At 51.6% G+C, this 18,414-nt stretch carries 18 protein-coding genes and 2 tRNA genes; 11 read left to right on the top strand and 9 right to left on the bottom strand.

The genetic code is table 11. The features are described 5' to 3' along the window. The first annotated feature begins 69 nt into the window (after positions 1-69). Positions 70-153, top strand: a tRNA-Leu gene (locus tag KTH_RS28035). A 448-nt stretch (positions 154-601) separates the two neighbouring features. On the opposite strand, the gene KTH_RS28030 is transcribed toward KTH_RS28035, so the two are convergent. Next, positions 602-674, bottom strand: a tRNA-Arg gene (locus KTH_RS28030). 457 nt (positions 675-1,131) lie between these two features. On the opposite strand from KTH_RS28030, the gene KTH_RS28025 reads away from it, so the two are divergent. Further along, positions 1,132-1,563 (top strand): response regulator, encoded by a 432-nt coding sequence (locus KTH_RS28025; protein ID WP_111320267.1) that lies wholly within the window; start codon positions 1,132-1,134, stop codon positions 1,561-1,563. 392 nt (positions 1,564-1,955) lie between these two features. Then, positions 1,956-3,371 (top strand): cell division protein FtsZ, encoded by a 1,416-nt coding sequence (ftsZ, locus tag KTH_RS28020; protein WP_497622175.1) that lies wholly within the window; start codon positions 1,956-1,958, stop codon positions 3,369-3,371. Positions 3,372-3,491: 120 nt separating this feature from the next. Here the strand turns inward: ftsZ and KTH_RS28015 are convergent, their stop codons facing one another. Continuing rightward, positions 3,492-3,785: a KGG domain-containing protein gene (locus KTH_RS28015; RefSeq protein ID WP_111320263.1), complete on the bottom strand. Its 294-nt coding sequence runs from the start codon at positions 3,783-3,785 to the stop codon at positions 3,492-3,494. 106 nt (positions 3,786-3,891) lie between these two features. Continuing rightward, positions 3,892-4,575 (bottom strand): nickel pincer cofactor biosynthesis protein LarB, encoded by a 684-nt coding sequence (gene larB, locus KTH_RS28010; RefSeq protein ID WP_246046355.1) that lies wholly within the window; start codon positions 4,573-4,575, stop codon positions 3,892-3,894. Between the two features lie 865 nt (positions 4,576-5,440). Between larB and KTH_RS28005 the strand changes: the two genes are divergently transcribed. Then, the gene (locus KTH_RS28005; protein ID WP_111320259.1) at positions 5,441-5,911 is read left to right on the top strand and encodes a hypothetical protein; all 471 of its coding nucleotides are present in this window, start codon (positions 5,441-5,443) and stop codon (positions 5,909-5,911) included. Here the strand turns inward: KTH_RS28005 and mutM are convergent. Then, positions 5,898-6,824 (bottom strand): DNA-formamidopyrimidine glycosylase, encoded by a 927-nt coding sequence (mutM, locus tag KTH_RS28000; RefSeq protein ID WP_497622172.1) that lies wholly within the window; start codon positions 6,822-6,824, stop codon positions 5,898-5,900. The genes KTH_RS28005 and mutM overlap by 14 nt on opposite strands. 105 nt (positions 6,825-6,929) lie before the next feature. After that, positions 6,930-7,574, bottom strand: a complete 645-nt coding sequence (locus KTH_RS27995) for a DUF3267 domain-containing protein (protein ID WP_170142421.1) — start codon at positions 7,572-7,574, stop codon at positions 6,930-6,932. 135 nt (positions 7,575-7,709) lie between these two features. Between KTH_RS27995 and KTH_RS27990 the strand changes: the two genes are divergently transcribed. Beyond that, complete coding sequence (locus KTH_RS27990; RefSeq protein WP_111320253.1) at positions 7,710-8,618, top strand: ribonuclease Z; 909 nt, start codon at positions 7,710-7,712, stop codon at positions 8,616-8,618. Here the strand turns inward: KTH_RS27990 and KTH_RS27985 are convergent. Further along, positions 8,606-9,637 carry an alpha/beta hydrolase gene (locus tag KTH_RS27985; protein WP_111320251.1) on the bottom strand — a complete coding sequence of 344 codons (1,032 nt, stop codon included), beginning with the start codon at positions 9,635-9,637 and terminating at the stop codon, positions 8,606-8,608. The genes KTH_RS27990 and KTH_RS27985 overlap by 13 nt on opposite strands. A 406-nt stretch (positions 9,638-10,043) precedes the next feature. Between KTH_RS27985 and KTH_RS27980 the strand changes: the two genes are divergently transcribed. The 4 genes from KTH_RS27980 (at position 10,044) to nusG (ending at position 13,339) form a co-directional block, all read left to right on the top strand. Next, positions 10,044-11,342, top strand: a complete 1,299-nt coding sequence (locus tag KTH_RS27980) for a TSUP family transporter (RefSeq protein WP_111320249.1) — start codon at positions 10,044-10,046, stop codon at positions 11,340-11,342. A 540-nt stretch (positions 11,343-11,882) separates the two neighbouring features. After that, positions 11,883-12,071: a hypothetical protein gene (locus tag KTH_RS27975; protein ID WP_497622169.1), complete on the top strand. Its 189-nt coding sequence runs from the start codon at positions 11,883-11,885 to the stop codon at positions 12,069-12,071. A 96-nt stretch (positions 12,072-12,167) separates the two neighbouring features. After that, positions 12,168-13,064, top strand: coding sequence for a prephenate dehydratase (pheA, locus tag KTH_RS27970; protein ID WP_497622167.1), 897 nt, complete (start codon positions 12,168-12,170; stop codon positions 13,062-13,064). 89 nt (positions 13,065-13,153) lie between these two features. Then, positions 13,154-13,339: a transcription termination/antitermination protein NusG gene (gene nusG / locus KTH_RS27965; RefSeq protein WP_111320243.1), complete on the top strand. Its 186-nt coding sequence runs from the start codon at positions 13,154-13,156 to the stop codon at positions 13,337-13,339. Positions 13,340-13,381: 42 nt separating this feature from the next. Here nusG and KTH_RS27960 read toward each other — a convergent pair whose 3' ends face one another. Further along, positions 13,382-14,425 (bottom strand): proline racemase family protein, encoded by a 1,044-nt coding sequence (locus KTH_RS27960; RefSeq protein ID WP_497622164.1) that lies wholly within the window; start codon positions 14,423-14,425, stop codon positions 13,382-13,384. A gap of 105 nt (positions 14,426-14,530) precedes the next feature. Between KTH_RS27960 and KTH_RS27955 the strand changes: the two genes are divergently transcribed. Then, entirely contained in the window at positions 14,531-15,211 is a 681-nt protein-coding gene (locus KTH_RS27955; RefSeq protein ID WP_497622162.1) for an HPP family protein, read from the top strand. 9 nt (positions 15,212-15,220) lie between these two features. Here KTH_RS27955 and KTH_RS27950 read toward each other — a convergent pair whose 3' ends face one another. Together KTH_RS27950 and KTH_RS27945 are read right to left on the bottom strand one after the other, a co-directional pair. Next, complete coding sequence (locus tag KTH_RS27950; RefSeq protein WP_497622160.1) at positions 15,221-16,117, bottom strand: GNAT family N-acetyltransferase; 897 nt, start codon at positions 16,115-16,117, stop codon at positions 15,221-15,223. 256 nt (positions 16,118-16,373) lie between these two features. Continuing rightward, complete coding sequence (locus KTH_RS27945; RefSeq protein ID WP_111320236.1) at positions 16,374-17,420, bottom strand: P-loop NTPase; 1,047 nt, start codon at positions 17,418-17,420, stop codon at positions 16,374-16,376. Positions 17,421-17,689: 269 nt separating this feature from the next. Here KTH_RS27945 and KTH_RS27940 point away from each other — a divergent pair, with 269 nt between their 5' ends. Then, positions 17,690-18,379 (top strand): Crp/Fnr family transcriptional regulator, encoded by a 690-nt coding sequence (locus tag KTH_RS27940; protein ID WP_170142420.1) that lies wholly within the window; start codon positions 17,690-17,692, stop codon positions 18,377-18,379. Positions 18,380-18,414: the final 35 nt, after the last annotated feature.

Here is an 18,414-nt window from a genome sequence, read left to right as displayed (position 1 = left end):
GAAACCTATTGACAAAGCTGAGAAGATCCTGTATTATACACCGTGTTCAAAGGAACACAAAAGACAGACGCCGAAGTGGTGAAACTGGTAGACACGCAACGTTCAGGGCGTTGTACTCGCAAGGGTGTGTGGGTTCGAATCCCACCTTCGGCACTTCAAGACCTCGGGTAAATACCCGAGGTCTTTTCTTTTTGCCTGCAATTCCCTGTCGCCGACACACCAGCTTCGGTGGCAGGGACCTCTTTTTCAAGTACTGATATATCCCCATAATCGGAACTCTGTCTCTTTCTCCCCGTTTTCGCTGTGAAAATGGCGTAAAAAGTGGGTCCATTATTCCTTCTCAGGCGACACTGGAATTGGTGGCAGTGCCCTTTTTAATCAAGAGGTTATTCTACACTCTCTATGGTAATGAAGGATCAGTTCTTCTAAAAAGAAAGGACGGGAGTTCTGTGCAAGGCAAAACACTGGATTTCGGAGGTGGGAAACCACTTGATTTCAAGCCTATAGACCGTTTGATCGTGTTCGAATACTGTTTGACCTGCCAGATTTTTGCACAACTCCCAAAAAAAAGAGGTGGCTCTATGAGCCACCTTCTCAGTGACGCGCCTGGAGGGATTCGAACCCCCAACCGCTTGATCCGAAGTCAAGTGCTCTATCCGTTGAGCTACAGGCGCAAAAATCGGGAACAACAGAAGCGATCCTTGCCGTACACAGGCGGTCGGACACTTCGTCTCTTACGTTACCATATCCGAGCTATATTGTCAATTGTTTTCTTGCGTGAGAGCCTGTGTCTGATCAAAAATCCTATGCAGTTGACAGCCTTTCCGTTCAGCAGGAACAATTACAGCAACCATCCCTATCTGCTAGCCTTGCTATTGCCGGCATGAGCATAATAGAGCAGATAGGAATTCATGTGATACAGTATGGTCATTCACCAATGAAGGGGAGATCATTGGCAGCTATCGGGATACTATCCAGTTGCCGATAGAGGAAAAGAGAGCACGGTGCCGTCAGCAAGCTTTCTCCATTCAGTCAAAGAAGCCCGGAGAAAACGTCACCGATCTCCTCTCCTGTACGTTTTAAAGAACGTGAACCAACGGTACTATTGATGCACAATTAAAGGAGTGTAACATGCCAGGGGAAGTTATTCCGCCAGCAGCACAGGGGCCACGGAATACCACCATTTTAATCGTCGAGGACGACGCCGATATAGGGCAGTTCTTACAGCAGCTTATCGAAGACGAGACGATCTATAATACCAGGCTGATCGATAATGGCCTGACCGCACTAGAAGAGGCTCCTAAGATCCACCCATGTCTTTTACTCCTTGATTACCGACTGCCGGGTATTAATGGGCTGGAGCTTTACGATCGCTTGCAAGAGCGTGAAGAAATGCGGAGCATACCCACCATTATGATGAGCGCAACCCTGCCGGTGCGAGATCTTGAGCAGAGGGGCATTTATCAGCTCAAGAAGCCAATGGATATCGGGAATGTGCTTCGCATGATCACCCATGCGATGGCAAGCTACGAAGAAAGAATGTTGCACGAGCAGTATAAATAGAAGGAAGCAGAAAGAGAACTCTGGCAGAATGGAGGAGAGAGCACTTCCCGCCAGAGTTTCTTTTTTTTGAGCAATTCAGGGGCAAATTGCAGTAAAAAAGAAAGCATCTAAGGAATCTCTATATCACTTTCGACCATTTCATACGTTATTTTATATAGAGGCAAGCAACCCACATTGGCACGTAATCGCATGACTTGACACTCTTGTTACAATGCGAATGGAATGCTTTTTATCAGTCAGGGTATCCACCAAAGTGGTAGAAGCCTGAGGAGAGCAGGCTGAGAACCTGACCGGCCTCTGTGAAAACGCTCAGAAAATGTCGGCACTTGCTCACTATGCCTCAAGGCGAGGGTCCCGTGCCGTAGTTCCGATGAGAGGAAATGGGGGAGTGCATGCAGCCAATACACCACAACTCGCAGAGACGAAATATCGTCCCGAAGCAGTGGGCGGAGAATGCTTACGCTCAGCCAGACGTATATGAGGAGCCAGAGGACCAGTGGGCCGTACTCCGACACGAGGTGGAGGATGAAACTATGCAACGGCAGGGAGAGCGCGTTCGGGCAGACTGGGAGATACGAGATACAGAGGAAAGCCCGGGGTCCAACAATCAGGAAGTACAGTCGCCCCATAACGTAGATATTGTTGTGGTTGGAGTTGGAGGCGGCGGCATGAATGCCGTCAATCGCATGATTAATACAAATGTGCGTGGCGTTCGCTACGTCGCGATGAACACGGATGCCCAGGTGCTTGGTCTTTCTCAGGCTCCCACCCGTATCTGTCTGGGAGAGCATCACACCAAAGGGCTGGGAGCGGGAGGCATTGCGGCAGTGGGCATGCGTGCCGCGACCGAAAGCACGCCTGAGATTCGCGCTGCACTGGGCAAGGCCGACATGGTATTTATTGCGGCAGGTATGGGCGGCGGAACAGGCACAGGCGCGGCTCCGGTTATTGCATCTCTCGCCAAAAAGCTCGGAGCACTAACCATCGGTATTGTCACCCTGCCCTTCACCTTTGAGGGAACGCGACGCCGTCGCGCTGCTGAACAGGGGTTATCAGAACTCAGTTCCGAAGTCGACGCGCTGATTACGGTCCCCAATGATCGCCTGCTCACCACAGTCGCACGCGATTTTAGTTTGAACGACGCATTCAAAGTCGCCGACGATGTCTTACGTCAGGGCGTTCAGGGTATCGCAGAGGTGATTAACGTTCCGGGCATGGTCAATGTTGATTTCGCTGATGTGCGCAATGTCCTACATAACGCGGGTACCGCACTGATGAGCATTGGACAGGGGGTCGGACGCAACCGTGCTCAACTGGCAGCCGAAGAGGCAATAGCAGGCGGCTTCCTGAACGTGACGATCCGAGGGGCAAAGCGTGTCCTCTTTAATATCAGCGGCGGCGAAGACATGACGCTCTTTGAGATTAACGAGGTTGCCGAGCGCATCGGCGTTGCCATTGACGATGCTGCTGATATCACTTTTGGCGCTGTCGTCGATCCAACGCTGCATGATACTATTCGCGTGACACTGATTGCCGCCGGTATGGAAGAAGTACCGACAGCCAGAATTGAGGCGATCAAGCTAGACCAGACACGCCCGGCCCGACCCATGCAGACCAACCCGAGTCCGCCAGCGCCCCCACAACGATGGCCCAATCAGCGGCCGCCACAGACGCCACAGCGGACCCCATATGCACCACGACCACAGCGCAACTTTCAGGACCCACGTATCGGCCGTACTGTGAAGCAGCAGGGAGCCGGAGAGGACGACATTATTGATGTTCCTCCCTTCCTGAAGCGCTATGAATAAGCAAAAAGAGACCCGGTAGCCAACCTGCCTCTTATCGCATTGCTAGCGGGTCTCTTCGTTTGCATACCGTTTCACCCCGGTAAAGAGGATGAAAAGCATGTGAGCTCTTCGGGAAGCACGTTATGACTCTATCTCAACCTGTTTCACAGCTTCCTTGCTTGGAGAACGACCTTTCTCACCACCTTTTCGGCCAATTCGCGAGTAGAATTCTGATCCCTGCTGTCGTTTGGTTGACTCACCGCCTTTCTTTCCAATCTCAGCATAGAATTGTGGGCCGCGTTTCTCCTTAACCGTCTCGCCGCCTTTTTTTCCGATGCGCGAATAGAACTCAGCGCCATACTTTGCCCGCACTGCCTGTCCGCCATGTTTGGCCTTCTGCGATCCGGGTTCAGGTCCACGTTTGTTGTTCGCCATAGATAGTCCCGCCTCTCTTTACTTCTTTCCCAACAATTGCGATTCGCCAGCGACCCGCCACAACATGGTGAGACATCTAAAGGACCCAGACGACAACCCAGAACGATTAATGCTGTTTTCGCGCCTGCGCAACCCGATTAGCGATTAAACCAGCCGTGATCCCTGCTCCCACTCCATTGTCAATATTGACAACCGACAGACCAGGAGCACATGTCTGTAGCATTGACAGGAGAGCAGCTACCCCCCCACCTCCAATGCCATACCCAACGGAGGTAGGTAAGCCAATAACAGGAACCGGCACCAGACCAGCAACAACCGATGGCAACGCTCCATCCATACCCGCGGCAACAATAAGCACATCCACACCATCGGCCAGTAGCTTCTGGAGAGGCTCGATCAAGCGATGCAAACCCGCAACACCAACATCATAGATGCGAGTCACCTGACAGCCCATCTCTTCCGCCAGAAGCGCCGCTTCATCAGCCACAGGAACATCTGAGGTTCCCGCACTGATCACGCCCACATGCCCACCGCTGCGCTTCCTGACATAGCCGGGTTGATAAATGACCATTGCATGGGCCGCCTCTCGCACCTGCGTCTCATATTCCGCAAACGTTGCTTGAAGAGCCGTCATGGTTTCAGCAGGTACTCGACTGATAATCGCCCGCCCTGTCCCGGCAAGCAACGTTTGAGCCATACGAATCGTTTGCTCACCGGTCTTTGTCTCAGCAAAGATAACCTCTGGAGCTCCTTTGCGAAGCTCACGAGTGGTATCAGGGCGAATTTCCACAATAGATGTTCCTTCACCTTGTACAGGGTCCTGTGCATCCCGCTGTACTACGTTACCATGCCTCAATGTTGCCTCTTGCCCGGGAGCATTTGACCCGAGCATTTGGCCCAAAAGTTCCAGTTGATGTTCAGTATCCCGATTCACTCATTCCACCTCAAATGGCTAGATTCAGCAGGTGATACTTCGTCAGCGGGGCTTCACCATTTCAACAGGCACTGCCCTTTCTCCTGACTTCTCAAGGATCAACTACACATACGAACTATTGTAGCAGCCAGGCATATTCTATGCCTACCTCCACATTCCACACATTCGCCACAGCACCCCTGCGGAACCAATCACCATTTTCGGCTTGCCTGTAGAGCCCTTTTCGACTCCTGGCACACAACTGGCTTACGATTGTTTCTCCGCGAATTCGTTGAAGAGTCCTACAATCGTACATAGACCATTACACAAACATTGCTCAACAGAGCATCTTGCAACAGTCACAGTGTAACATAGTCTAACACAATCAGCAAGCCAACGGTAGCACATTCCTGTCCATAAAAGATAAAAACGGCAATTCTAGTACCGAAAAGCCAGAGTTCAAAAAGGGTAGTATATTTGCCTCAGAAGTTGACAGAGAGGAGCTTTGCTGTTAGTGTTAACTGGTGTTCCATTGTTTTGCCTGAGATACCAGGAGGAAAACAGCGACATACGCAAGGAACGGTATCTCTTTTTGAGGTCGGGCAGGGACGGAGGAGCTGATCTCGTGACTTCATTCCCCTTTTCTCTTCCTCCCGGGCGCGGTCATGGTATACTTATACACATCAACAGTTGTGTACAGTGATAAATATAAATCAGGTGAGTATTCTTTAAGCTAAGAAATATGAAACATCTCTACCAATTCAGCCTAAAACTCATTCTTCTGTGTACGGTCCTGCTCCTGATTGTGGGATGTTCAGGACCTTCTGCTGCCAGTCCAGCAAAACCGCGAGCGACTGCTACTATTGACCCTTCTTTTCAGTCGCAGCTTTCACCAGTCCCGACCGTACCTCCATATCGTTGTGGAGCATGGGCTTCCAACTATGGCCCGCCCGCCTATGGAAATGTCACTATTTATGCACGCATTACAAAAGACAACAAGGGAGTGAAAGGGCTAACAGCCACCGGGACGGTCAATTTTGATGGCTGGAGTGAGCCACTGGGAGACCCTCAGACAAGTGATGAGGGTGGTTATGTTTCGTTTGTCATTGCACTTGGTGGTCGTCAGCCCCGTTTAACCCCTGCGACGGTTGATATCACCTTTACCGCAGGCAATCAGAAAGTCACATGTTCGGCGTTCTTTACACCCCAGTAGGTTTCTGGCAGCTCGGACAGTAATGCGTGCTGCGCTGAGCAACGATAATGCGTTCAATAAGCGAACCGCAACGCGAGCAGGGCTTTCCGTCCTGCTTGTACACCTGTACGTGGTTGTAGTTGTCTCCTGCTTCGCCCCACAGGTCACGGTAATCGCTGAATGAAGTACCACCATGCTCGATGCTCTGTGTCAGTACCGTCACAATACCGGTATGCAATGCCTTCACTTCATCCGTATTCAGCGAGGCAGCACTGCGCAAAGGGTGGATTCCGGCATAAAACAGCGCTTCATCGGCATAAATGTTGCCGACCCCTGCCACCACAAGCTGATCAAGCAACACCTGCTTGATTGGCCCTTTGCGCTTTGCCAGCGCTGAGGCAAATCCCTCCACCGTGAACTCTCCATTCAGGGGCTCCGGACCAAGCTGAGCAAAGGCCTCGGCCTCGCGTTCACGCTCCCAGAGCTCAAAACGGCCAAATTTACGCAAATCAGTATAGAGTAAACAGCGTCCATCCTCAAACACCAGGCAGGCCCGGCAGTAGTTCAACTCATGACTATATGAGAGTCCGCTGGCTGAATCAAGCCTAAAAGTTGGCCCTTTGGTGTTCCATACAGCGGGGTCTCGCTCGCGCAAGCTGGTATCCAACGTCCAGCCAGCGGGCAAGAGTAGCAGATTTCCGGTCATACGTCTATGGATACTCAAAAACAGATTGCCGCTTAAATCGAGAATCAGATACTTTCCTCTGCGACGAATCCCCTCAATTGTTCTTCCCGCAATCTCTGCAAGAAAAGTCGGGACATCCGGGTAGCCAATCGTGCGCTCCCAGAAGAGATGCACTTCCCGGATCGTCGCCCCGACGAGCGCAGAGCGCAATTGACGCGCTGTATATTCAACCTCAGGTAGTTCAGGCATATACCACTTCTTTCCTGTTTTTCATCTATTCCATGATACAGGCTCGTGCCTGTACAATTCCGAAGTATGCTAGCACGAACATCTGACCAACGTCAATGCAGATAGCTATATCGTTTCAGGGTGTACCCGCAACGCTCGATAGCCGGTCTCAGTATCTTCAAAGAGCGTCTCCGCCGGAAAGCGCCTCACTCTCTGCGCAACCAGAATATCCCCTGCGGCTCCCGAGATATTCCCGGCCAGTGCGAACCAGAGATAGCCCGCAAGTCCTGGCTGCCAGAAGAGCACAAGCAGGCCAGCCACGGTCAACACCACCAGCGGAGCAAGGGCAATCATGCGATACTGGTCACGCCGAAACAGTTGTGCACGTGCCCCACAGAACAGCGCCAGCGGCAATTTCAGCCCGAAATGCGGGCGTCCTCCCCAGAACAGGATAGCCAGTGCATGAATGGCCTCATGAACAGGTAGAATGATAATATAGCTACTAATACTGACAACAACCCAGAGGAAAACAGAGCCCCATGAGAGCGAAGGAAACCACTGCCCGTAGTGCCAGAAATACGTCAGCATGTTCAAGACGGCCAGTGCCACCCCTCCCGCAATCAACAGGAAGAGACTCTGTCGCGCCAGAGGCAAAAGCTGTTCCTCTCCTAACAATTCCAGTTCGTCACATGTCTCAAATCTGCCGGCGTCAACGGCTTCCTGAAGCTGACGTCGTCTCTGTGGGTGATAACGGTCAATTACCTGTAACATTCTCTTATACTCCTTGCCCCTTATCATATCATAGCATTCATGAGCTCTGGCCTGGACAGAATCTGCTATACTATATAGTCAGTTTGAGGTCAGAGAATTGAATGTAGATCCAAGTGAAGAAAGACGCCACCTCGTATGCTTGATATCTGTTTACTCGGCACCTGCGGGATGATGCCATTACCCGGGCGCTGGCTCTCAAGTACGCTTGTCCGCTTCGGCTCCACACTGACTCTGTTTGATTGTGGTGAAGGGACACAGATTCCCTGGAAATCGCTTGGTTGGGGATTTCGCCAGTTAGGAGCTATCTGTTTTTCACATATGCACGCCGATCACGTGGCAGGCCTCCCCGGCATCCTCTTTATGCTTGCTCATGCAGGGAAAACAGATCCTCTCGATATTTATGGACCAACAGGAACAACCTATATCATTGATGGCTTACGGAGGCTTGCCCCCGAGCTTCCCTTTCCAATCCACATCCATGAATTAAGAGGTGAGCAGCATTTTGAGCTCCCTGGCGGTCTCAAAGCATCATGCATTGACGCGGTCCACGGCGTTCCCTGCCTGGCCTATCGTGTCGAGCTTGAACGGAAGCCGGTTTTTGAAGTCGAGAAAGCGAAAAGTCTGGGGCTCCCTGTTCAATACTGGAAGCCGCTTCAGCAGGGCGAGGTCATCGAATATGAAGGACAGACATTTCGACCAGAGCAGGTTTTAGGAGCACCACGTCGTGGTATCTCGTTCGCGATTATTACCGATTCACGCCCGGCAGAGTCGCTCAGCCAGTTTGCACACGATGTTGATCTGCTGATCTGCGAAAGTATGTACGATACGATCGAGGATCTTCCACTCGCAAAGGCGAATGCACACATGGTCGCGAACGAAGCCGCGGGCCTGGCGAAAGCCGCACACGCCCGTCAGCTTGTTCTGACCCACTTCAGTCCGAAAGTGCAGAATACGTCCCAGGCCGAAAAACTGGCACGCAGTGTATTTCCAAACACCCGCACCGGGAAAGACGGAATGATTATTACGCTCAACTATACTTCTTGACCTACACCGAACGGTCGCGTCCCGCCCTGTTCCGCTGAAGATGCCTCTTTTCGCCCCTGTAACTGAATGGGGGGGCGCGATTTTCGGAGATGCAGGTCAAAGAAGTTCAGCATCTTCTCCACATATGCCTCACGATCGACAAAATAGACGCCACAATGTTCGGCATCGGGCACCAGCCAGAGCTCTTTAGGATCGCCCGCGGCTTCATACAGCTTCGGCGCATCCTCAGGATCCACAATCGAATCTTTCAATCCATGAATGAGCAGCACCGGTCGCGGCGCGATCTTTCCAATCTCCCGAATTGGCTCAACCTGATTGAAATGATACCCGGCACGCCACCATAACAGGGTATCAGTGATGCGATCAAAGACCACAAACGGGATATGCAAGGTTCGCCGCACAGCATACTCGACCGCGCTCTTGTGCGTGGCAAAAGGACTGTCAGCGATTACCGCTTCGACTTCCGGTCGGCGTGCAGCCGCCATCAGCGCAATTGCAGCTCCCATCGAATAGCCAATCGCCCCCAGTCGCGTCTGTGGAGCACGCTGCTTCGCGTATTCTATCGCTCCAAGAAAATCGTTGAGCTCACGATACCCAAGCGTCACCGGACTGCCCACCACCGAACCATGACCATAATATTCAAAGGCAAGCACATTATGCCCGGCTTTCCAGAGATGGGCACTGGTTCCAAGCACATCAGCACGGCGTCCTCGATAGCCCGGACAGACAATAATGGTAGTCGTTGCCCCGGGATAGGGGATATACCAGCCAGTCACCTGATGATCTCCCTCAACAGGGGGAAATGTAATCTCCTCAGCGGGAAGATCAAGCTCAAACGGAGTAAATGTATAGAGTTCATAAAAGCTGGTCAGGCGCTTTGGACGGATGAGAGTATCAACTATATACATCGATACAGCGAATATGCTGCCTACAATCCCGACACTTCCTCCCACAAGTCCTCCCAGAGCAAGCTTTTTCAGTGAACGACGAACACTTCTTTTCTGTTGAAAAATAGCCATAGAAAGAGATCAACCTTTCTAAGAAGAAACAAGATTGCTTATAACTTCTGTTTCAAACCACTTAGTATAACGTCGAGTCTATGCTCATTTATGCCCCTCTCCTTGTATATTCCACTTCTTCTTCAAACCTTGCGAGCATATCTCTCTTCTCTTTCAGCTCAGTATACTCCTCCGACGAACAACGAACAAATTTGATTATTTATTCCTTCTGGTTATGAATTCTATGCTAAATAACTATTGGATTTTATTGAAAAAATGAAATACACTTATTGATAGAACAAAGAAAGAGCCAAAAACGTGTCTTCATTAAGAGAAAGCAGTAGCCAAAGTCCCATGTTCACCGAATTCTAATCATAAATAAATATTATGAAAGTATGCTACTGCAACAATGCCAGAGGATAGACAGATGAAAACAACACAAACACCACCGCAGGATGCAATCACAGGAAAGGATACCGCATCGCCCATCGAAAATAAGCGACTGCTGGCGAACGATATTATTGGATGGATATTGCAGGGTGGGGTCCTTCTCAGTGCAGCGATTATCATACTTGGCTTAGGGCTGTTTCTAGGGACAGGTGGTCTTGCCGGGGGCAATTTACTTGACTTTCCATCAAGCTTCGGGCAACTACTAACCGGGCTTCTCTCTCTTCAGTCGCAATCAATCATTGCCCTGGGACTCTTTATCCTGATCCTGACACCGGTTATTCGTGTGACAGCCTCTATCATCATCTTTGCGCTGGAACATGACCTTCAGTATGTCATCATCACATGTATTGTCCTGGCAATTCTGCTCTTCAGCATGTTGACAGGCAATGCAGAGGGAAGTTCGAGTTCCGCGCCAACAACAGCACTGACACATAATTTCTCGCTAAGCTTCTCGGCCTTTATTTTTCTCGGAGCGATTCTTGCCGGGGTGCTTGGCTCCCTGCTTGGTCTGGGAGGCGGCATTCTGATCGTGCCGATGCTCACCCTGATCTTTAAGCTTCCGATTCAATACGCCATCGGCGCCAGCATTATCTCGGTAATCGCCACTTCCAGTGGAGCCGCTGCTGCCTATGTCCGGGATCGTGTCACCAATATGCGTATCGGGATGTTCCTTGAGCTTGGCACAACCATTGGCGCAATCAGTGGCGCTTTCCTTGCGACGCTACTGGCACCTGGTATTCTCTCGATCCTCTTCGCGATCATTCTGATTATCACCGCTATTCCGATGATCTTCAAGATTGGCGAAGAAGTGCCACAGGGGGTCAAAAATGACCGCTGGGCCAACTGGTTGAAGCTCTCATCTTCCTATCCCGACCGCTATCTGAAACGGGAGATCTCCTATCAGGTGACACGTACACCGATTGGACTGCTGATTATGTACATTGCCGGAACGCTCTCCGGCCTGCTCGGTATCGGTAGCGGCGTATTCAAGGTCACCGCGATGGATCTGGTGATGCGTCTGCCGATGAAGGTTTCAACCACCACCAGTAACTTTATGATCGGCGTCACAGCAGCGGCCAGCGCAGCCATTTACTTCGCGCGTGGCGACATTCTGCCGCTGGTTGCTGCTCCGGTCGCACTGGGTATTCTCGCGGGCGCATTCATCGGTTCGCGCCTGTTGATGAAGCTCAGCAGCAAGACGCTGCGCTACATCTTCTTACCGGTAATCCTGATTACTGCCATTCAGATGTTTCTCAAAGGAATTGGCGTGATGTAAGGCTCTCACAGCATACCCCGGATGAGAGCCACATTCGGGTACTTTCAATCCCGCCTGATAGCCAGAAACCCCGGTAGCGTTTTCCGCCATCGGGGTTTCTCTGCATCTGACACGCGTTCTTCTCCCCTTCCAGCAGGGTCCTGTGAACCGCTTCATAGAGCATATCATCAAGTAGCACAAAGAGACACTTTTCAGAAAGTGTCGCATAACAAAACAGATCACGTAGTTCCTTGACACTCGCCGCACCTGAAGCCAAAGACCTTCTGGCCCGTTTTGGGAAAAAGAGGTTTCAGTATGGGAAACATGGTCAGAGATTGTCTGTACAGTGTCTCTATGATATACTGTTGAACGAATCTGACAGACACGTTCTCACGAAATAACAAATTTCTCCTGCCCTGCTCACAAAGGCCATCATGCAGGCCACGAGAGAAGAAATGGGAGCTTGCAGCGCTCCGGGAAGATTTGTTATAGTTTGGTTGTTCTCTTTAAGAGAGACAATGTTAGTAGAGACAATGCTAAGGCGAAAGGGGAATAGACACCATGCCAAAGAAGGGTGAACTTTCAAAAACAGCTCGTGCCTCACTGGCGAATAGAGAGCAGCTCAACCACCTGACCAACCGTGTTTGCGCCTCCTGTGGTGAGCGCATCATGCTTGCTGACCTTCAGCCGGTAAAGGTGCTGGGCGTTGGGATGAAGTATTACCACAAAGAGCATTACAAAGTCGGTTAATCCGCTCCGCTCTCAATTTCTTTCAATATAGAAAAAGAGCAGTAAGCACAAGCCCCTCTATGGGGCTTGCTTGCTTTTAGAAGGAGTTTTTCAGGCATGGCACAAGTAACAGAGAAAGCATCGGGGCAACAAGAAGAGAAGCAGGAACAGCACAACGTCAAACCGCTACGCGTTGCATTCCAGGGAGAGCGCGGCGCCTTTGGCTATGAAGCCACTCAGATTTATTTCGGCAAGCAGCAGAATCGCCCGGTAGAGCCCACCCCTTACCGCAGTTTTGCTGAGGTCTTTCGCGCAGTAGCAACCGGCGATGTCGATTATGGCCTTGTTCCGGTTGAGAATTCGCAGGCAGGAAGCATTAATGATACCTATGATCTGCTTCGACAGCATGATCTCTTTGTCATCGGTGAAATCAGTCACCCGGTGCATCATTGCCTGTTAGCCCTTCCAGGACAGAAAATCAGTGATATCAAACGAGTGATCTCTCATCCGCAAGCACTGGCACAATCCGATGCCTTTTTGCGATCTCTGGACGTTGAGATTGTCGCCACCTATGATACAGCTGGAAGCGCCAAGATGGTGAGCGAGGAGAAACTTGAAGGGGTTGCAGCCGTCGCCAGCGCCAGCGCCGCCGAACTCTATGGGCTGGAGATTCTGGCAAGTAACATTCAGACCATTAAAGATAACTACACCCGCTTTATCGCGCTTGGACGGGAACCGGCCCCACGCCCCACCACAGCAGCAAAAACCATGCTCTTGATGATTACCGCTCACCAGCCCGGTTCGCTCTATCAGTGCCTCGGCGGCCTCGCGGAAGAGAAAATTAACCTGCTCAAACTTGAGTCACGCCCCACACGTCAGCGTCCCTGGGAATATGTCTTCTTCCTGGATATTGCCGGACATCGTGAGGACCCCGCTGTACGCAGAGCGCTGACCTTCCTGGCGGAACACTCAATCTTCTGCAAAGTGCTTGGTTCTTTCGCACAGAATATCTGAGGGCACAACCCGAATCTGTTGTAGATCGTATTACCTCTCAAAGAGCCCTGTTTTGACGCTTTATACAATAGAGAGGGTGATGTACACAGATGCTTCGGAAAATGACCAATCTCAAGCCAGGTGACCGGGTTCGTGTAACCTATGGGCCGCTCTCCTTTCACCAGGGCACAGTTATCCGCGTAGATGAACGAAACCACCAGGTTACAGTGAGTCTACCCACCCTCATCGGGAAAAAAAACGTGAAGGTGGATTTTTTGCAGGTACAGAAGATCTAGTCCAAAGAGACCTCAACACTATGAGGTCTCTTCTTTTTGCCCTCAGAACAGAAAGCCACGTCCCAGGGTATCGCGTGGATCAAGCCGAAACTCATGTCGCCCTGTGACAAAAGCACTTCCAGAGACCTCAGGTACAACAGCCTGATATGTACCAAACGTCGTTCTCTCAGCGACACGCCCCTGAAAGGTGCTCTGAGCCCCAAGAATACTTTCAATGGTAATGCGCTCACCATCCGTGATTTCTCTCCGAGCATCCAGCGCTGCCAGACGAGCTGACACACCGGTCCCGGTTGGTGAACGATCAACCTCAGCGTTAGCAAATATGCAAACATTGCGACTATGGTGTGTGGGGTCCTCAGGGCTATCAGTAAAGATGGTACCATAGAGAAAGCTTAACGCCTCTTCGGTGGGATGCGTGATCTTCAAACGTGTATTCACCGCTTTCTTGATCGCCTCTCCGGCTGCCGCCAATTGCGTTACCATATCAGGCACAACACGCAAACCGACGCGTTCGGCAGGCAAAATAGCATAGAAAGCCCCACCAAAGGCTACATCAAGCGTTATCTCCCCGATTTCGGGAAGCTCAATTGTCAGATCACGCGCATAGAGGAATGAGGGGACATTTAAGAACGAGACCCGCTCAACAAGCCCATCTGCTGTAAGATGAGCTGTCGCATAGACCAGCCCCGCAGGAGTTTCCAACGTCACTGGTGTCTGAGGCCCCTTCGGTTCCAGTGCACCAGTTTCCAGCAGAGCCGTGACCAACCCGATCACGCCATGACCACACATGGTACTATAGCCCTCATTGTGCAGGAAAAAGACTCCCAGATCCGCTTCAGCGGTCGAAGGAGGAGTGAGCACGCACCCATACATCTCATGATGCCCACGGGGCTCCCACATCAACATACGGCGAAGATGATCGTAAGTCCTGGCAAAATAGGCGCGTTTCGCTAACAGCGTCTCGCCTGGTAACTCAGGCAGTCCATCAATCAGGATGCGCAATGGCTCTCCGGCAGTATGCGTATCCAGTGTGGTCAGGACAATCGCCCCTTGCGGAAGGGCACGAGTATTCCAATTCAGCCTCACATCTCGCTCCTTTCTTGCTTCTGTCTGAAGCATTCCAGTATTATCGGCCGTGACTATACTAAAAAGAGATAGCGATAACTCTTTGAAAATTCAGAATGGTGATCCATGAGTGAGAATGATCCTATACGAAAGCAGCCACAGCCGAACGCTTCGATAGATAAGGAACACCCTATCGGCGGGCAAATGTCCGATATCGTGCGCGGTCTGCTGAATCGCATGCGCGTCCCCTGGCTGCTTAAGCGCTACTCAAACATAGGCGTGCTGTCACTCTTCAGCTTTGTCAACGGCTGTATCAGCATTGCCATTATGAGTGCGGTAGCTGATATTACCAAGACACCCTTTATCTTTCCTTCGCTTGGCCCCACAGCCTTTCTCTTTTTTTATACCCCAATGGCTCCCCCGGCCTCTCCCCGTAACACCATCTGTGGGCATGCCATTGGACTGATCGCGGGCTATCTGAGCCTGGTCGTTACAGGGCTTACAGATGCTGGCCCTGCCTTATCAGTTGGAGTAACATGGCCTCGCATTATTGCAGCCGCGCTGTCACTTGGTCTGACCGCCGGAGCAATGGTTCTGTGTAAAGTGCCTCATCCTCCCGCGGGCGCGACAACCCTGATTGTCTCACTGGGCATCCTGAAAACGCCTTATCAGCTTGTTATCATCATGATAGCTGTTATTCTGATCACGATTCAAGCCTTTCTTATCAACCGACTGGCAGGGATTCCCTACCCGCTCTGGGGCCCGACAAAAGCGCCAGAGCAGGCAAAGAATCCGCCATCATCCTGAAAAGCAGGGTTACCCTCGCTTCCAGCCAACGCGTGTCTGAGCGAGCGGGTGCAGGCCAAATCGCCGATAGAACCGCCCGGAACCAGCCGCGTGCTCGTTCCAGGTGGTAGCAATAATCACGCGCTGACCGCCACCTAATCGATGCCAGACCAGAGCAGTTTGCAGTAATCGGGCCCCCAATCCCTGATTACGCCACTGCTCACTGATCTCGATTTCAGCCAGTTCCCCCCAACCGCGCAACGCAGGCAACAGGCCACCGCGCGACAGGTCAGAGACAAACTCGCAATGCCCTATCACCTGTTCCTCTTTCACCATTTGAAAACCGGTTCCCTCAATTCGTCCTACCTCTCGACGCACATCGGGATCAGCATCATATACCCCAACAGGACCGGCATAGAGAATCAGGTTCGTGTCGTGGTCCTCGCCTCCCTGATAACCAGCACCTCGGAAAAGGGCCTCAATATGCCCCCAGACCTCAGGGATGCCCGCGAATGGTCCTATGGGAAGCCCCTGGCCCCATGCATAGCAAAAGCGCACTCGCCACGCCTCCATCTGTTGATGAGCCGCATCAAGGAGCATCCGGGCCGCGTCCGCAGCACCCGGCCAGAAAAGAAGCCAGGCCACGTCACCGACATTGCGATAACTCTCGGGAACCGTCGCATCATCACGGTATCTGAGCAGATGGGCAGCCGCAACTACACGATCCTGTACCAGCACGCCAAGCGTTCTCCGTTCCTGGACCCAGGGATCAAGCACAATTTGCCACGGGTCGCGTTCCAGCCGGGAAGCAATAAAGGAAACAGGAAGCGCCCAACCAGGGACCAGCGTCTCCAGATGGGAGTTAATCAAGAGCTGAAGCTGCGGGATATGTTCAGTATGAATGTCGACAAGCTGTTTGAGTATCATGCATCTCTCCTTCTTCTCTCTTTTCTTCTTCCAAACACAACCAGATAGAGAGAAAGACAGGAGGAGCACGGGGGCGGAGAAAAAAGGCAGAGGAAAAGATACCGAAGCGCCAGAACCGGGCTTCAGACAGGCAAAGCAGATAGAGACAAAGGTATTGCTTGTGTTACAGCATAGTGCCTCCGGGGATTGTTGCTCTCCATGCGAAAGAGCGACTCTTCATTTTCGAGAATCGCTCTCACATGGAGAGTATGCTTCATTACCGCTTAATCTTCAGTGTATTGACGAAATTCGCTGCCAGTGCCTCATAGGCCTCCGAGTAGTATTCTTCAACTCGGCCAGAGTCACACAGAGAGGTCAGCGCAGGATCGATCGGCAACTGACCAAGAAGCGGCGCACCGGTCACAGACACGAGCTCGGTTGCATTGCTCGGTCCAAAGATCTCATAGCGCTCGTTGTTCGGAGTCTCGAAGTAGGACATGTTCTCAACGACGCCGACAATGGTTCCCTTGAGATGGCGCACCATGTGAACACACTTCATAACGACCATCGTCGCCAGCATCTGCGGCGAGGACACAATCACCACACCGTCAACCGGCAGTGCCTGCATGACGGTCATCGGCGCGTCGGAGGTTCCAGGCGGGAGGTCGACCAGCAAATAATCAAGCTGTCCCCAATCGACGTCGCTATAGAACTGTTTGATCGCGCTGGAGACCATAGGGCCACGCCAGACAACGGGGTCGCTCTCATTCTCAAGGAACATGTTCATTGACATTACCTTGACCCCGCCTTTACTCTTCAACGGCTCAATGCCGCCGTTCGCGGTCTTTGTGGGGTGACCGGTGGTGCCAAACATACGCGCGATGCTCGGGCCAGTAATATCACCGTCCAGAATACCGACGCGCTGTCCCTGACGACGCAGCGAGACAGCCAGCAGGCCGGTCACAAGCGACTTACCGACGCCGCCCTTACCGCTCATAATCGCGATCACCTGCTTGATCGGACGATTGGCATCGCCACCACCAAGCACGTTGATAGGAATACCGCGGCCAACAGGTGCCTTCTTTGGAGCGACAGAAACAGGCTCACCCTTAATCACGGCATTCAGATCTTTTACAAGGAGATCCAGCTTCTCAGGAGAGAAGCGATGGGTACGTGCGCCACCGGCAATACTTTCACGAGCGCCAACGGAACAGGCTGTACAGGGCAGCCCATGTCCATGAAAGATCTTTACAGTGGCAGGATATTTCGTTACCACATCATGGATCACCATGTCTGGAGTAATTGTTTGTAGAGTCTCGGGCATTGCTTATCCTCATAGCAGCACTTCTGGCTTTTGCATGCTCAGTGCTGCTCTCCTTCTCGTAAGATGAATGGATAACGAAGAAAAGATGTAATTCCTACCTATTAACTCTGATTATTATAGCACACATCCAGGGTCACTACCACAGAGACCCCTTCCTCCGGGGAACGGAGCAACAGGCGATATCTCCCTAATTGCATGTCGGCAATTGTTATGCTATCATGGCTGCACGGAGAGAAGAGATCAAGTTCTACGGAGAGAAGGGAAAAGCGATGGAGGCAGAAAGCGAAATCACCTACCTCAAGCAAGTAGACCTCTTTGCGGGACTTAGTGACGCAGATATACAGGAGTTATCAAACGTCGCTCGGAAACGGACATTCCGTTCAGGTGAGGTCATTTTTCACAGGGATGATCCAGGACAGGTCCTCTATATCATCAAGGAAGGAAAAGTCAAAATCTGCCTGATCAGTCCAGAGGGGCAGGAAATCTCGCTTGTTGTGTTTGGCAAAGGCGAGTATTTCGGCGAACTGGCTCTACTTGACGGGTTAGGTCGTTCCACTGATGCAATTGCTTTGGAGAAAGTAGAATGCTATACCCTCCAACGCTCCGACTTTCACAAAGCCATCATGAAGAACCCTCTGATAGCAATCAAGGTATTAGAAGTCCTCTCCAAACGTCTGCGCAACACAGACCAGCAGGTAGAAGACCTGATCTTCCTTGATGTCTATGGGCGTGTCGCGAAAAAACTGCTTGAACTCGCCAATACCCACGGTGTGAAAGTCGAAACAGGCATTCGTATCGATGTGCGCCTGACACAGCAGGAACTGGCCTCAATGGTCGGAGCCTCCCGCGAAAGCGTCAATAAAGTGCTTGGCTACTTTACCGACAAACAATTCATCAGCACAGACAAACATCGGATCACGCTTCATCGGCTCGCGGACCTGAAGCGCCGTATCTACTAGCACGCGATACGTCACGAGATGCCATACAACTGCCA

It is taken from the genome of Thermosporothrix sp. COM3, from assembly GCF_059696735.1.
This window is presented reverse-complemented; position numbering and strand designations above follow the sequence as displayed.

Bases quoted from the DNA above. Each gene is read 5' to 3' on its own strand.
- KTH_RS27990 (WP_111320253.1), top strand. From the start codon at position 7,710: ATGCTTGATATCTGTTTACTCGGCACCTGCGGGATGATGCCATTACCC.
- KTH_RS27975 (WP_497622169.1), top strand. From the start codon at position 11,883: ATGCCAAAGAAGGGTGAACTTTCAAAAACAGCTCGTGCCTCACTGGCG.
- pheA (WP_497622167.1), top strand. From the start codon at position 12,168: ATGGCACAAGTAACAGAGAAAGCATCGGGGCAACAAGAAGAGAAGCAG.
- KTH_RS27940 (WP_170142420.1), top strand. From the start codon at position 17,690: ATGGAGGCAGAAAGCGAAATCACCTACCTCAAGCAAGTAGACCTCTTT.
- KTH_RS28015 (WP_111320263.1), bottom strand. From the start codon at position 3,785: ATGGCGAACAACAAACGTGGACCTGAACCCGGATCGCAGAAGGCCAAA.
- KTH_RS27950 (WP_497622160.1), bottom strand. From the start codon at position 16,117: ATGATACTCAAACAGCTTGTCGACATTCATACTGAACATATCCCGCAG.
- KTH_RS27995 (WP_170142421.1), bottom strand. From the start codon at position 7,574: ATGTTACAGGTAATTGACCGTTATCACCCACAGAGACGACGTCAGCTT.
- KTH_RS28005 (WP_111320259.1), top strand. From the start codon at position 5,441: ATGAAACATCTCTACCAATTCAGCCTAAAACTCATTCTTCTGTGTACG.
- KTH_RS27945 (WP_111320236.1), bottom strand. From the start codon at position 17,420: ATGCCCGAGACTCTACAAACAATTACTCCAGACATGGTGATCCATGAT.
- nusG (WP_111320243.1), top strand. From the start codon at position 13,154: ATGCTTCGGAAAATGACCAATCTCAAGCCAGGTGACCGGGTTCGTGTA.
- KTH_RS27980 (WP_111320249.1), top strand. From the start codon at position 10,044: ATGAAAACAACACAAACACCACCGCAGGATGCAATCACAGGAAAGGAT.
- KTH_RS27985 (WP_111320251.1), bottom strand. From the start codon at position 9,637: ATGGCTATTTTTCAACAGAAAAGAAGTGTTCGTCGTTCACTGAAAAAG.
- KTH_RS28025 (WP_111320267.1), top strand. From the start codon at position 1,132: ATGCCAGGGGAAGTTATTCCGCCAGCAGCACAGGGGCCACGGAATACC.
- ftsZ (WP_497622175.1), top strand. From the start codon at position 1,956: ATGCAGCCAATACACCACAACTCGCAGAGACGAAATATCGTCCCGAAG.
- KTH_RS27955 (WP_497622162.1), top strand. From the start codon at position 14,531: ATGAGTGAGAATGATCCTATACGAAAGCAGCCACAGCCGAACGCTTCG.
- mutM (WP_497622172.1), bottom strand. From the start codon at position 6,824: ATGCCTGAACTACCTGAGGTTGAATATACAGCGCGTCAATTGCGCTCT.